This is a genomic window from Saprospiraceae bacterium, assembly GCA_016719615.1.
In the GTDB taxonomy this organism is placed as follows: domain Bacteria; phylum Bacteroidota; class Bacteroidia; order Chitinophagales; family Saprospiraceae; genus Vicinibacter.
Genome location: JADJYQ010000001.1, coordinates 849,357 through 864,600 on the forward strand (window position 1 = coordinate 849,357; position 15,244 = coordinate 864,600).

General features: G+C 38.0%; 7 protein-coding genes and 3 pseudogenes. 7 read left to right on the forward strand and 3 right to left on the reverse strand.

Annotation, left to right across the window (positions count from 1 at the left end):
- Positions 1–67: 67 nt before the first annotated feature.
- Complete coding sequence (locus IPM92_03475) at positions 68–3,322, forward strand: PKD domain-containing protein (GenBank protein MBK9107452.1); 3,255 nt, start codon at positions 68–70, stop codon at positions 3,320–3,322.
- Between the two features lie 209 nt (positions 3,323–3,531).
- Positions 3,532–6,723 carry a PKD domain-containing protein gene (locus IPM92_03480; GenBank protein ID MBK9107453.1) on the forward strand — a complete coding sequence of 1,064 codons (3,192 nt, stop codon included), beginning with the start codon at positions 3,532–3,534 and terminating at the stop codon, positions 6,721–6,723.
- Positions 6,724–6,830: 107 nt separating this feature from the next.
- Here the strand turns inward: IPM92_03480 and IPM92_03485 are convergent, their stop codons facing one another.
- Positions 6,831–7,913: a mannose-1-phosphate guanylyltransferase gene (locus tag IPM92_03485; protein MBK9107454.1), complete on the reverse strand. Its 1,083-nt coding sequence runs from the start codon at positions 7,911–7,913 to the stop codon at positions 6,831–6,833.
- Positions 7,914–7,941: 28 nt separating this feature from the next.
- Positions 7,942–9,205: pseudogene (locus IPM92_03490) on the reverse strand (pyridoxal phosphate-dependent aminotransferase).
- A 112-nt stretch (positions 9,206–9,317) separates the two neighbouring features.
- Between IPM92_03490 and IPM92_03495 the strand changes: the two are divergent.
- The 5 genes and pseudogenes from IPM92_03495 (at position 9,318) to IPM92_03515 (ending at position 14,892) form a co-directional block, all read left to right on the forward strand.
- Positions 9,318–10,047, forward strand: a pseudogene (locus IPM92_03495) (TIGR00730 family Rossman fold protein).
- A 174-nt stretch (positions 10,048–10,221) separates the two neighbouring features.
- The gene (locus IPM92_03500) at positions 10,222–11,004 is read left to right on the forward strand and encodes a TonB family protein (GenBank protein MBK9107455.1); all 783 of its coding nucleotides are present in this window, start codon (positions 10,222–10,224) and stop codon (positions 11,002–11,004) included.
- 20 nt (positions 11,005–11,024) lie between these two features.
- Positions 11,025–11,900, forward strand: a complete 876-nt coding sequence (locus IPM92_03505) for a hypothetical protein (protein ID MBK9107456.1) — start codon at positions 11,025–11,027, stop codon at positions 11,898–11,900.
- A gap of 136 nt (positions 11,901–12,036) precedes the next feature.
- Complete coding sequence (locus IPM92_03510; GenBank protein MBK9107457.1) at positions 12,037–13,305, forward strand: APC family permease; 1,269 nt, start codon at positions 12,037–12,039, stop codon at positions 13,303–13,305.
- A gap of 419 nt (positions 13,306–13,724) precedes the next feature.
- Positions 13,725–14,892: pseudogene (locus IPM92_03515) on the forward strand (aminotransferase class I/II-fold pyridoxal phosphate-dependent enzyme).
- On the opposite strand, the gene IPM92_03520 reads toward IPM92_03515, so the two are convergent.
- Positions 14,869–15,243, reverse strand: a complete 375-nt coding sequence (locus IPM92_03520; protein MBK9107458.1) for a nicotinamide mononucleotide transporter — start codon at positions 15,241–15,243, stop codon at positions 14,869–14,871. The pseudogene IPM92_03515 and the gene IPM92_03520 sit on opposite strands and share 24 nt — an antisense overlap.
- Position 15,244 lies beyond the last annotated feature (1 nt).

The following is a 15,244-nucleotide window of genomic DNA, read 5'->3' on the forward strand; positions in this document are numbered from 1 at the left end:
CATTTAATATATTATATTTAATATTAATTTATTATAATTTTAGCTAAAGAATTTAAAGAAATTTGACATGAAAAAAAATTTAACACTTGTTTTTGGCTTGATTTGCCAATTCATTATTGCCCAATCCGTATCGCTTAAACCCTTGAATACCCAGGTGGACCCTGCCACACACGACCACCTGAAAGCTTATTCAGTATTGGCTTTGGACCCTGCCGTTGTCCGCAACAAATTGGATGCAAATTCCGGCAACGTCAAAGAATTAACCATTCGGACACCCGAAAAGGTTTGGATTTTGGAATTGTTTGAGTATTCTCTGATAGCTCCTTATGCTTCAAGAATGACGACAGATCCGAAAAATCCAACCAGACTGGAACCAAGAAAAGATTTCAGAACTTTTAAAGGTCATATCAAGGGGCAAAATGCTTCTTTTGTTTCGATGTCTATTGCAAATGGATTTATGAAACTCATGGTAGATGATCGAAAGGAGCGATATTTCATCGAGCCTTTGAATCCTGAAAGTTTATCAGACGACTTGCCTGCATCTCATCAATTTCTTCTCTACAAAAATTCAGATGTCAAACCTACACCCGGAGTTACCTGCGGAGCAGACATTCTCGACCAAAGAATTAAGGAAGGACACCAACATATTGAAAACAAAAAACTGGAATCCAGAGCTGCCACTTGTCCCAAATGTGCTGAAGTTCAAATCAGTATTTGCGCAGATTATTCCATGTTCTTAAAATATGGAAGTGATGTAGCGGCCACAGAAAATCAAATGTTATCTGTACTTGCTGATGTACAAACAGTTTTTGATAATGAATTTGAGAATGAATATGAATATCAGGTAACGGGCATGTGGGTATCCGATGATTTTGCCAGAGATCCATGGGCAATGACCCGCGATATTTTTGTGCAGTTGGATGAATTTACTGCAGTTGCGCCCCAAATTTTTCCGGTAGCTTACGAAGTAGCCACAAATTGGTCTGCAAAGTATACAACTGGTGTTATTGGCGTTGCTTTTCTTTCTCAGGTATGCCGGAACACTCCCTATAATGTTTGTAGCGATTTCCTTGGCTCCGGGGGCAGACAAGGTGACTATCTCACTTTACAGGCTCATGAATTAGGACATAATTGGAGTATGGAACACGATGGAAGTCTTTCCCCTACCATCATGGCCCCAACCATTAATGGTAGTAGCCGTTGGTCTGCACAATCTGTGTTCAGTTTAAATAATTATGTAAATATTCATCAGCTTTTGGGATGGTGTTTGAGTATGTGCCCTGGCTCAGAAGCACCTTCTGCTGATTTTGAAGCTATACCTACATATGGCTGCCAGCCAGTGGTGGTCCGTTTTAACAATCTTTCCCAATTTACAGATACTTGGGAATGGTCTTTTCCCGGAGGTACTCCGTCAACATCAACATTAGAGAATCCAGTAGTGACTTATCGGGTTGCAGGAACTTATGAAGTTTCATTAAAAGCCAGCAATTTTAGATGCGAAGCTGAGGTCGTTAAAATCGGATATATCGAAGTAAATGATGTTCCTGTATCTGGTTTTAGTTTTGGACAACAGGGTAAAGAAGTATTCTTTATTGACCAATCTCAGAGAGCTGACGAATACTTTTGGGATTTTGGAGATGGAAATACCAGTGAAGAGGCGAGTCCTTTCCATATTTATGACAGAGATACTATTTACACAGTCACATTAAAAGTTAAGAATGATTGTGGAATGCATACTTCTAAAAAAATAGTTTCCATTGTCAGTATTCCTTTTGCTGATTTTGAAGCAGATACTACAGGCGGCTGTGCGCCAAAAATTATTAAATTCTTTGACAAATCAACCAATAATGTTAAAAAATGGCAATGGGAATTTAAAGGTGGCTCACCCAGCGTATCTACAGAAGTGAATCCGGTTGTCCGCTATGACAATCCCGGTGTTTATGATGTCAGACTGACGGTCTATGCTTCCAGATTTGATCATGCTTTAACGAAAAAACTTTACATCACCATAGATAGTTTGCCTAACGCGGAATTTGATTTTAAATCGAATGGCAATCAGGTTGATTTCACCAGTTATTCCCGATTTGCAAAATCGCATTTCTGGGATTTTGGCGATTCACAAACAAGTACCCAGGAAAATCCAAGCCATACTTATACAGAAGGTCGTTATGATGTGATGTATATCACAAGTAATGCTTGTGGATCTGATACTGCTTTCACACAGGTGACGATCGGCCAAAAACCCATTGCAGGATTTCAAGTCAACAATTCTAAGGGATGTATACCATATCAGGTTCAGTTTCAGAATACGTCTACAGCAGCAGCAACAGCTTTCAGATGGTATTTTCCGGGTGGCAATCCGTCAACCAGCACCGACAAAGATCCTTTGGTAACTTACGATAATACCGGTGTTTTTGATGTGAGCCTGGTTGCTTACAATCCGCTGTTTTCAGACTCAACAGGGCAGGCTGGTTTTATTGAAGTCAGTAAAGTGCCTGTTTCGAATTTCGTGAATACAATTTCAGGTTTTAAAGTTTTTTATACCAACCAATCGACCGGCAGTTCCAACTATTTCTGGGATTTTGGAGATAATCAAATTAGTTTTGAAAAAGATCCGGAACACGAGTATGGTGCAGAAGGGGAATACGATGTGAGATTGGTTGTGCAAAACGAATGCGGATGGGATACCATGGATCGAAAAATTGCTGTGTATTTGATCCCTAAAGTAAATTATGCTGCAGATACTTTAAAAGGATGTCCACCGCTAACAGTTCAATTCTTTGATCGCTCTTCCATTGATGTTATTGAATGGGATTGGCAATTTGAAAACGGTACGCCATCAATATCCAATGAAAAAAATCCTAAAGTTGTTTTTTACGATAAAGGAAAATATACCGTGAAGCTCACAGTGAAAAATACCAACGGAACCAATGCACTCACGCGTTTACAATACATTCAGGTTTTATCACCGGTGCTCTGTCCCGAATTTCCAAAAGGGGACAGGAGCCTATTGAACAGTGATATTAATATCCATCCTTTTGGTTCAGGTATTGATAAACGGTCGAAAGATGATATCATTGAAGCCTTGACTCCACACCTGGCTCCAAATCCAAGCAACGGTCAGTTTTATATTTGGTCTGACGCTTCTGATCAGAATCTAATGCAAATGGAAATATTTAATTTAGGTGGACAATCCAGGTTTAAAAAGATTTTGAGGAATCCGACAGAATCCATTTCTTTAAACAATTTGGAAGCCGGAAATTACTTTGTGAAATTCAGTTCTTCTAAGATTAGTAAAGTAACAAAGTTAGTCATCTTGTAAACGCGAAAAGTATTTTGACAATCGCCGAGATAAATGATATTTACCAATTCGAGTGCAATTGCTGTAGGGTAAATTTTATATTTTCTCCCGTTTGAAAAATCAGATTGTGATGTTATATTTTTAATTTATTTTCAACAATTATTATTATGAATAAAATTATATTTCTTTTGTTTTGTGTTATTCATTCAGTGAATGCCCAAAACATTTCCATGCGTCCGCTTCAAACTAAAGTTGTAGATGGTACCGATGAACATTTAAAAGCGTATGAATTATTGACTTTAAAGGTGCAAGAAATTGTCAAACAAATTGATGGGACAGCAGGTAATATTGAGTATATCACATTGTCCACTCCAAAATTCAAATGGACTTTGCAATTATTTGAATATTCCTTTTTGACTTCAAAATATAAAAGATTTACAGGGAGTTCCGGGGCTATTAAAGAACTTGAAAGACGAAATGATTTCAGAAGTTTTAAAGGCTTTATCAAGGGAAACAATCAATCTAAAGTGAGCCTATTTGTGGCCGATGGTTTTTTTAAATTGATGATTGAGGATACTAAAGAAACGTATTTTATCGAACCTCTGGACATGGAAAGTTTGAATGCCAACTTGCCGGCAAACGAACAGTTCATAGCTTATAAAAAATCTGATTTGATCGAAAAAAATGGACACAAGTGTGGAGTCAAAAACCACGATGAACATATTCTTAAAAACAATATTACGGAGTCTGTTAGTCAGGCATTGGCTGCCAGACCTTGTAAACCTTGTGGTGAAATTCAAGTTGCACTTGCAGCAGATTACAACATGTACAGAAAATACGGCGGCGATTATGCAGCAACCGAGAATCAAATGGTTACTGTGCTTGCAGATGTGCAAACGGTATTTGATGATGAATTTGAAAATGAATATGTGGTAGAACCCACAGGTATTTTTATTTATGAAGATAAAGCAATGGATCCTTTCGATCAATTGACAAATCTAAATGCAATGCTCGATAAATTCGCAGTAGAAGCACCATCTATATTCTCAAGTTCGGCTTACGATTTGGCAACTTTGTGGACCGCCAAATTTGGACCTCTCGGAGAAGTTGGTGTAGGATATCAGGGATCAGTCTGCGACCCGGCACGTTGTTATAGTGTTTGCAGTGATTTCTGGGGACCTGGAGGAAGACAACCCGATTATCTTACTTTGCAGGCGCACCAGTTTGGACATAATTTCAATATGGTGCATGATCCATTTTCCGGACCGACTATTATGGCTCCCGGACTACCACATGGCCAAATTTGGTCATTTCTTTCTAAAGATGCTTTAAACTTATTTGTAAGAGAGGCGATGTTTTTAGGTAATTGTATTTCCATTTGCCCCAACTCGTCAGCTCCTGTACCGGAATTTTCATCTGATGTCACTTATGGTTGTCAGCCGGTTACCGTAAAATTTAAAGACAATTCACTTAATACTACAACTTGGAAATGGAAATTTCCAGGCGGTGTACCTGATACCTCCATTCTTCAGAATCCGGTGGTCGTTTATAGAACTCCTGGCATTTATCCTGTGACACTGGAAGCAGGAAATCATCGCTGCGAAGTGCTGATTACCAAAACTGATTTTATTGAAATTAACGATATTCCAAGGGCAGATTTTAACTGGGGTATTCAGGGTAGAGAAGTATTCTTTATCAATTTATCGGAAAGAGGAGTTGATTATTTTTGGAATTTTGGAGATGGTGAATTCAGCGATGAAATGAATCCTTTCCATGTTTATTATACAGATTCAACTTATGAAATTACCTTAAGGGTGGTCAATGATTGTGGCGAAAATACGATCAAGAAAACTTTAAAAATTGAAAGTATCCCCACTGCGGAATTTGAAGCAGATACAGCAGGCGCTTGTGCACCGGGTAATATTCATTTCAAGGATATGTCTTCACCCAATGCTAAAACATTTCAATGGGATTTTCCAGGTGGTGTTCCAAGTGTATCTACACAAAGAAATCCAGTCGTTCGTTATGATCTTCCCGGAAAATATGATGTCCGCTTAACGGTTTATAGTACTCGATTTAATAGCTCTATTACCAAAAAGGAATATGTAACGATTGATAGCGTTCCGGTCGCCGGATTCACCCAATCGGTCAATGTTGGTCAGGTGAGTTTTACACATAACTCAAGGTATGCAAAATCGCATTTGTGGATCTTTGGGGATAATACGACGAGTACAGATTCGAGTCCAGTCCACCTATACACAGAAGGTACTTATGATGTAATTTATGTTGCGATCAATAATTGTGGAAGAGATACTGCCAGAACCAAAATAACAATTGGTGTTGTGCCTACTCCGGCATTTGTTTCCAACAGACAATCGGGTTGTGCACCTTATCAGGTAAGCTTTCAAAATCAATCCGTAGCCGCCAATGATTATGTTTGGTATTTCCCTGGAGGAAATCCTTCTACAAGTACAGATCCAAATCCTACGGTGAGTTATCCAACCAAAGGAAAATACGATGTTAAATTGGTTGCTAAAAATGTGTTTTATTCAGATTCTATTACCAAAAAGGATTTTATAGAAGTTCGCAGCAAACCGGATGTCGACTTTAATGTATCCATAGTTGGATTCAAAGCATTTTTTACAAATCAAACCATTGATGGGACCAATTACATTTGGGACTTTGGAAATGGAAAAGCGAGCTTTACACAAAATCCGGAAATGGATTATGGTGTAGAAGGTGAATTTAATGTTCGATTGATTTCTCAGAATATATGTGGAACAGATACGGTCATCAAAAAAGTTGCCGTTTATCTCATTCCTAAAGTTAATTTCTCTGCAAATACCATAAAAGGTTGCCCGCCATTAAAAGTAAATTTTCAGGATTTATCAAGCGTAGACGTTGTACAATGGGACTGGCAATTCGAGTCCGGGATTCCGGCTACATCTACAGCTAAAAACCCGGAAGTCATTTTTAACCAGCATGGAAAATATGCCGTAAAACTTACCGTAAAAAATTCGAACGGTACGAATGCATTGACGCGAGTCCAATATATTGAAGTCCAATCTCCGATTGAATGTCCTGAGCATACCACTAATACAAAGAGTTTGCTGGATGATAAAATCTTTCAACACCCATTTCAAGGTGGAGATTTAAATAAATATGCAAGAGTTTCGAAAAACTTGCATTCGCGCATTTATCCAAATCCTGCTTCCCAAGAAATTTATTTTGAGACGCAGGCCAGCGCTCAAAATCCAAGCAGGATAGAGATCTTTGCCCTGGATGGTAAACCTATAATGCAGGCAAACATTGAGCAAAAATTGTATAGATTTGATGCTGGCAATTTGAGCGAAGGAAGTTATTTGGTAAAAATAACGAGCGGAACGAATAGTCAGATGGAACGGTTGGTTATTATCAAGTAATCATAATAAAATATTTAAAGTGAGGGCTTAGCTATTCTATAGCTAAGCCTTTTTTGTAGTACCAGTAAGGATATCTGTTTGAAAAAATATTTGAATGCTATGGTGAATTACAAGACTGAATTTCCAAATTGAGTTTGTAATTCCGCCACCATTTGTTTTATAGCCTGTTCCTGTGATTTTTCACAAATCAATAGGGCCTCAGCTGTATTTACAATGATGAGATGATCAAGTCCTTGTAATGCAATAATTTTATTTTCTTCGTTTCGTACCAAACAATTGTTAGTATCGCGAAGTAAAATATGCGAACCTAAAATCACATTCTCATCATTATCTTTTTCCTGCAGCTCATAAAGGGATGCCCAGGTGCCGAGATCGCTCCAACCAAAATCAACAGGTAATACAAATGCCTTATCGGTTTTTTCCATGACCGCATAATCTATTGAAATGGAAGGACAGCGATCATAAATGTCATCAAGTACATCGCCGGGTTTATATGTACCAAAACAAGAGTAAACTTCCGGAGCATGTTGTTTCATCATTTCAAGGATAGTTGCATTTTTCCATAAAAACATTCCTGAGTTCCAAACATAGTTGCCTGAATCCATATAACTTTTGGCTGTGATTGGATCAGGTTTCTCAACAAATTGTGCTACAGGCCAAACTCCTAAGCTGTCTTCATTTTTTTGAAAACGAATGTATCCATAACCCGTATCCGGACGCGAAGCTTTGATCCCAAATGTGAGTAAACCTTCACTTTGATTGGCCAGGAATGCGGCTGATTTTATCAGCGCATTGTTAAATTCGAGGGTATTGATGATTAAATGATCAGATGGTGCAATAAAGACCAATGACTCCGGATCTACTTCTTGAATATGCTTACTGGCGTACATAATACAGGCAGCCGTATTTTTGCGACTTGGTTCTAATAAAATCCTGTCGGAACTAATATCCGGTAATTGGTCCTTCACGAGATTTGAATAATCAACATGGCTGACCACCCAAATATTATTATTTGGAATAATGGCCATCAAACGTTGATAAGTCAATTGCAATAAACTACTTCCACAATTCAATACATCTAAAAATTGTTTGGGTTTTTGATTGCGGCTGTATGGCCAAAACCTGCTACCTACTCCGCCGGCCATAATAACCGCATGTAAATTTTTAAACTTATTTTCTATTGTGTACATCTGATGATAAGCTTATTTTAACGAAGGATTAGCTATGTTTTTCAAGTCCATCCATTCCACTTTTTAAAGCATTTATTATGGAAGGAATATCGTCTCTGTGAAGTGTACCTACAGATATGCGATACCATTCAGACTCTGAAGAAGATCCAAAGGCTTTGAATGGGACCAGACCAACCCGGCATGTATTCAACACATAATCTGTAACATCTTTCTGAGCAAATAACATTCCATTTTTGGTAATTCTTCCTTTCCATGGAAGTTTTACGGTGAGATAAATGGCAGCTTGCGGCTGAATAACGTCAATCGGGTAACCCGTGTTTTTAAGATCTGTCATACCCTTATACAGACTGTTTAATCTGTAATCAATTTCAGACTTAAACCAATTCAGGTAGTTATTGATTTGCACACTCTCTTTGAGAAACTTTGCGGTGGCGACTTGCTCGGGCTTAGGAGCCCATGCACCTACATGTGAAAGAATAGCGCGCATTTTCGCCATGAGTTCTTTTGGTCCAAATGCCCATCCTACCCGGATACCTGTAGCAGCAAATGCCTTTGACATTCCATCGATACTAATCACATAATCTTTTAATTCCGGCTCAAGCTGCACGGGATGCTCGTGTTGGATGCCATCCATGCATAACTCACAGTAGATCTGATCGTACATAATATAAAGTGGCTTCTGAGAGCATAGCCGTCTTTTATTTTCCAGTTTGACCAATTGGCAAATTTCAGAAAGTGATTCACGCGAAAACACGGTACCCGTAGGATTTTGGGGCGAACATAAAGCAATGAGGGTTGCGTCTTCTATATGTCCTGCAAGATCGCCGGCATTAGGCATAAAATTTTGATCAGCACCAACTTCTATTTCAATAGCTTGCGCTTCGCTCAAATGACAGTAATGATTGTTATTCCATGAAGGAACAGGATAAATAACTTTATCGCCTGGGTCAAGTAATGTCTTATACACTGCATAAATAAGCGGCCTCGCGCCACTGGAAACTAATATATCGTCAGCATGATAATTTAAAGGCAAATCGGTCTGAGATATGTAAAGCCAGATTTTGTCTCAAATCAAGCATCCCATTCGCCGTTGGATAATTGGTTTGATGATCTTCATAAGCCTTCATAATCAACTGGGTAAGCAATTCGGGTAGTGGAAAAATCCGTGGATCAAAATCTCCGATGGTCAGATTAAAAATCTGCTCCCCCGATTGCATTTTGAGGTTGATTTCATTGGCTAATTTGATGATCTCTGAAGGAATCAGCGTATCTGCCATTTTCGAACTCGCCAAAACGGGCGGGTTCATTATTTTATTAGCTTCCATACCTGTTGATTGCATGCAAATTAGAAAAATTGTCTTTAAGGGCTTAATTTTTTTTTTATCCTTGCTGTTAATTTCACAAATGGAACCTATCCGTAAGATTAGAAATATTGAGTATTTAAATGGCCCCATGAGTCGAATTTCAGAGCTGCGATTTGTTTGGGATGTGTTTTGGGATTTATTTAATGGAATTCGCAAAATGTATTTTGTTGGTCCTTGTGTCACTATTTTTGGTTCAGCCAGGTTTAGCAGCGACAATCCATTTTATTTGCAAGCAGAGCAAATGGCGGCAGAAGTAGCGAAACTGGGCTTTACTATTATGACTGGCGGAGGGCCTGGGATTATGGAGGCTGCAAATAAAGGAGCGCAATCTGTGGGGGGCAAAAGTGTAGGCTGCAATATTGAACTGCCGACAGAGCAATTCCCTAACCCTTATCTCGATAGGTGGGTCAGTATGAAATATTTTTTACCAGGAAGACCATCCTCATCAAGTATTCTTACGCTTTTATCGTTTTCCGGGTGGTTTTGGAACCATGGACGAGTTTTTCGAAGCCATGACCTTGATCCAAACCGGAAAATTGATTCATTTTCCAATTATTATTTACGGGAAAGAATACCATAAAGAACTCATGGATTTTTTGGAAGCTATGGAGCGGCACCATACCATCTCTCCGATTGACAGGAATCTGTTTTTAGTTTCTGATGACAAAGAAGAAATACTCAATCATATTAAAAATAATTTTAATATAAAGAAACACCTGATGCCATTTAATGAAACGCAACCTATCAAATGGTTGTTTGAAAAAAAGTAAGGCTGCAAGATGAAATAATTATTCCATTAATGCAGCTGTATAAAATTTTAAAAAACTTTTGAAATGCGATCAAATGAAATCAATTCAAAAGCAATAATACGGCTAACCCAAAGTTAAATAGCTAAAATGCAACACAGAAAACGCGCATGAAAAATTCCATCATGGATTTCTAATTTGCTGAAACCAACATTATTTTTCACCGGAGAACTCACCGAAATTCTATTTGAATCAAGGAATAAATCTTATGGTGCTTATGTATTGAGACATAACTATCTCAGAAATAAAATCATAGGAACACTCTCGGCTTATGTGATATTTTTAATTTGTATTCTTGGTCCTTCATTAAAATGCAATAAAGAGCAAGCACCATTAGTGTATATAACCGAAGTAAGACTGGAAGCTCCACCTGAGTTTGTTTTGCCAAAATTGATGAAACAAAGTACTCCGGCTAATGAGACGAAGGCAGATATTAAAAAGAAAATAGCCAAAAGTGAAACGTTGATCAAAGTAGTTGAGGATCATGTCGAAGAACCGGTTCAAAATAAAGAGACACGGGCTCCTGATCCCATTGAGAGTGATTCTATTCATCAATCACCGATCCTGAACCCGGAAAGAACCGGGATGAATGATGATGGGGATTTTGCTGTTGATTTTGCAGATGTGATGCCCCAATTTCCGGGTGGAAACAATGCATTGTCCTGGTTCATTCATTCAAAACTTGTATATCCCAGGGAAGCCGTTTCCTTAAAAACAGAGGGAATCGTAGTTATTGGATTTATCGTAGATTCCTACGGCAGGGTTAAGCAGCCTAAAGTTTTAAAATCCCTAACACCCGTTTGTGATGCAGAAGCATTAAGGGTCGTCAGACTTATACCTGATTGGATTCCCGGGAAGAATAAAGGTAGAAATGTAAGTGTACAGTTTAAATTGCCCATCGAATTTAAGTTGGCCCGTTGATAACTTAAACGCTTATGCAAATGGATACCTTCAAGCTGTGGAAAGAATTTATTTCAGATCACTTACATCTTCCATCTCCATTGCAGCAAATAAATTGGTCGTCCATCGGAATTCAATTATCCATAAAGCGGGATGATCTGATACATACTGTCATCAGTGGCAACAAATGGAGAAAATTGTGTGGCCATCTGGAAATTTACAAGCAAGGAAACTTTGATGGAATTGCAAGCATGGGAAGTGCATATTCAAATCATTTGCATGCGATGAGTTTTGTTTGTTTTCAATTGAAGATTCCATGCACTTGTTTGATTTATAATCAAGGTCCTATGGAACTATCAGCCACTTTGAGGGACTGTTTAAACTGGCAGGCAAAATGTACATCCATTACCAGATCATACGCTTCGGACTTGCGTACGCACAGCGAAAATCATTTGGAGATCGGTGGTAAAAATTTGATGTGGATACCCGAAGGAGGTGGCGGAGATGCAGGAGAAATGGGGATCCGTCAACTTATAGCTGAGTTGCCAGAAGATTTGGATCATGCGGAGCATCTATTGATATGTGGATGTGGCACGGGCACAACTATTAGAGGAATTTTGAACCACACAAAACTTTTGCAAATAGCAAGTAAAAGAGTGGTCCGCAGTGCAATTTACGATTTTGAAAATCATCCGCGGATGAACTGGATGGGAGGAAATCATTCGCATCAATTTTCTAAAATGGATGCTGAATTAGAATTATTTATGAAAACATTTCAAGCGGAACAGGGAATATTATTAGATCGCGTTTATACGGGTCCATTGTTATTATCTTTTTCAAAGGAGTATAACTTACATTCATTTCAAAAAATTTATTTTATTCATACTGGGGGCTTACAAGGAAATCGAATAGATTAAAAAAAGCAGGAAATTAAATCGACCAAAATCTAAGTCATCAGCGGGATTCGAACAAAATCTGGTCTTGCCTGAAATATTTTATAATGAATGAACTTTTAAATTTGGATTATCTTACAAAAATTTAACAGTCTTACTTATGGAAACTTCATCCAGGCCTAAACTCAAACTATTTTCGCTAAGCATTGTGGTGATTAGCCTGGTTATTGGAATGGCCATTTTTAAAACAGCATCGTTTACTGCAAATGCATCTTTGAATTCCGAAATGTTTTTTATAGCCTGGATTACCAGAGGCATTATTGCTCTTTGCGGAGCCCTTACGTATGCTGAGATTGGATCAAGGTATCCCATTACGGGTGGTTACTATAGAATATTTTCTGTTGCTTATCATCCGTCCATTGCATTTGCCATGAACGGCACTATTTTAATTTCAAACGCAGCAGCGCTCGGAGGCGTGTCTTTAATTGGAAGTGATTATTTATGTTCTCTATTATTCGATTCCAATGTAGGTGTAGCTATTAAAACCTGGATTGCAGTTGGATCAATTGCTATATTTTATTTTGTGAATCTCAAAGGCTTAAAATTCAGTTCTACAACGCTCAATGTATTAATGCTCATTAAAATTGCAATGATACTTCTCATTATATCTGCAATATTTTTTCCACAAATTCATGCTGATAATTCCAATTTGGTACAGGCTGTTAAATATGCGAATTGGAAAGATTATTTCTGGGCTTTTGGTGCAGCTTTGGTTGCTGTTTCTTTTACCTATGGAGGTTATCAGCACTCGATCAATTTTGGGGAGGAAGTTGAAAATGCACCGAAGGCTATGCCAAGAGGAATTATCATTGGAATGAGCGTTGTTATTATTCTTTATCTATTGATCAACTTCAGTTATTACAAAGTTATTGGTTTCGACGAACTTAAAACTTCAAGTGGAATTGCATCCGTTGTGGTTTTAAAATTGTTAGGATCCACTGGTGAAACCATATTTACGGGCTTGCTGGTATTGGCCGTATTGACCTATGTAAATGTTAATCTGTTAAGTAATCCCAGGATTATGTATGCAATGAGTGTAGATGGAGTCCTCCCAAAAATATTTTCAAAACGGCATCCCTCAAGTCAGGTATTTATTGTCAGTTTAAGCGTTTTTGCAGCAACTGCATTGGTCATCACTTTTTTTGCAGAAACATTTGATAAAATTCTTGGCTTTGTTATGATCCTGGATTCACTGGGTATGGCTGCTTCTGCGGCCACCTTATTTTATCTTCGGAGAAATGCCAGTTCACAGGATAGTAGTCAAATTTATGCGATGCGATTTTATCCTTTCGTTCCGGTTCTGTTTATAATGGCCTATCTTTTGTCTGCGTTTCATGTATTTATTTGTATCCTCAGTATGGGCTCATAGCAGCAATCGTGTTTATTGGCTTGATCGAATTTACCATTTGCTAAAAACGAATTTCAAATGAATAGCTGATCATTTATGGATACTCTTATCACTTCATAATTACTACTCACTTTTTAATATTTAACACTACATTTAAATGTGTCGGTGTATGTTTTTTGGATTTTTAAAAGATGATCACAGACCAATTGATTCAGAATAGTTGAGAACTGCAGATTTTTGTAGAATTCTTGAGCTATTGAATTCTGGACTTTTATGATCTGCCTCAATCTGTGCAAACCTATAGAAATGAATTTGATACCAATGACACTTCTGAGATGCCGGTATCATATAAAGTTAAGATCAATAAAGAGAAATTGAATACAAACGAAATCGTCTTAATTTTACAATTAATATTGATAGTATAACCAGTAAATATTCACATGAATCCACTTGAATTGTAATACATTCTCAATGAATTGGCTGAAGATCGGGAACTTTATTTCAATGCCATCTCACCTCCCATCATGCAGACTTCCAATTTCGCATTCAATAGTGTTCAAGAAATGCGGCAAAGATTTAAAGATGAATACGGCGGTTATCTTTATTCAAGAGTTGAATCCAACAGTCGACATTTTGCGCAAAAAATTGGCTGCCCTGGAACAGACAGAAGATGCACTCGTATTTAACAGTGGGGCTTCTGCCATTTTTAGTTCAGTGGTCCCTTTTGTGAAGTCAGGTGATCATATCGTGTCGGTGCGGGAACCCTATACTTGGGCTCAAAAATTATTTAATGAGTGGCTACCAAGATATGGAATTACTACGACTTATGTAGACGGAAGAAATACGGAGAATTTCATTGCAGCAATTCAAAATAACACCCGTGTCATTTATCTCGAATCACCGAATAGCTGGGATTTTGCGATACAGGATTTGGAGGCGATATCAAAAATCGCAAAGGCCCAAAATATACTCACGGTTATAGATAACAGCTACTGTAGTCCGATATTTCAGCAACCTGCAATAATGGGCATCGATTTAATTTTGCATTCAGCGACCAAATATATATCAGGGCATAGCGATACAGTTGCTGGAGTTTTATGTGGGAAGAAAGCCTTGTTGGAGAAAATTTTCAATCTCGAGTATTTAACAGCGGGAAATGGAATTCAACCATTCAACGCGTGGTTGCTTTTGCGGGGCTTAAGAACCTTGCCGGTAAGATTGGAGCGCATTGAAAAAACAACGCAAACAGTAGTTGCATTCTTAAAAGCCCATCCAAAAGTGGAACGCGTACTTTTTCCATTTGATCCCGATTTTCCCCAATTTGCTTTGGCTCAAAAGCAAATGACAGGTGCTTGTGGTCTGTTCTCATTTGTAGTTAAATCGAGCTCAATTGAAAAAATTGAATCCTTCTGCAATGATTTGAAACATATTTTAATGGCTGTAAGCTGGGGTGGGCATGAAAGCCTGATTATACCTAGATTGGCAGGAATTGATAAAGCACAATTTAATCCGGACATCGAAGCACACCGAATGATCAGAATGTATGCAGGATTAGAAGATGCATCTTATTTAATAGATGATCTGTCACAAGCGATGCAAAGACTTTGAAATCTGATCTTGTTTTCGTTTCATTTGAATCCAATTGTAGAGTCCGAAACAAGCAAGGATTAAAAAATCAAAACTCAAAGGCAATAAACTTGATATCTTTTGAAAATACAGGTATACGCAAATAACATCTACACCAATCCAAAGTATCCAACTTTCAATAAATCTTCTGGCCATAAGTGTATTTGCGATGATGCTAGCTACGGCCACCAGCGTATCTGAATAAGGATAAGCAGCAGGTTCCGGAAATGCGGATGGAAAAAATTCGTGAATATGCGACATGAACTTTCCAAAGACTATTGTGCAAATGATGATTAGAAATGCAAATAAAGGCCAATCCCTGGTTTGACAAATA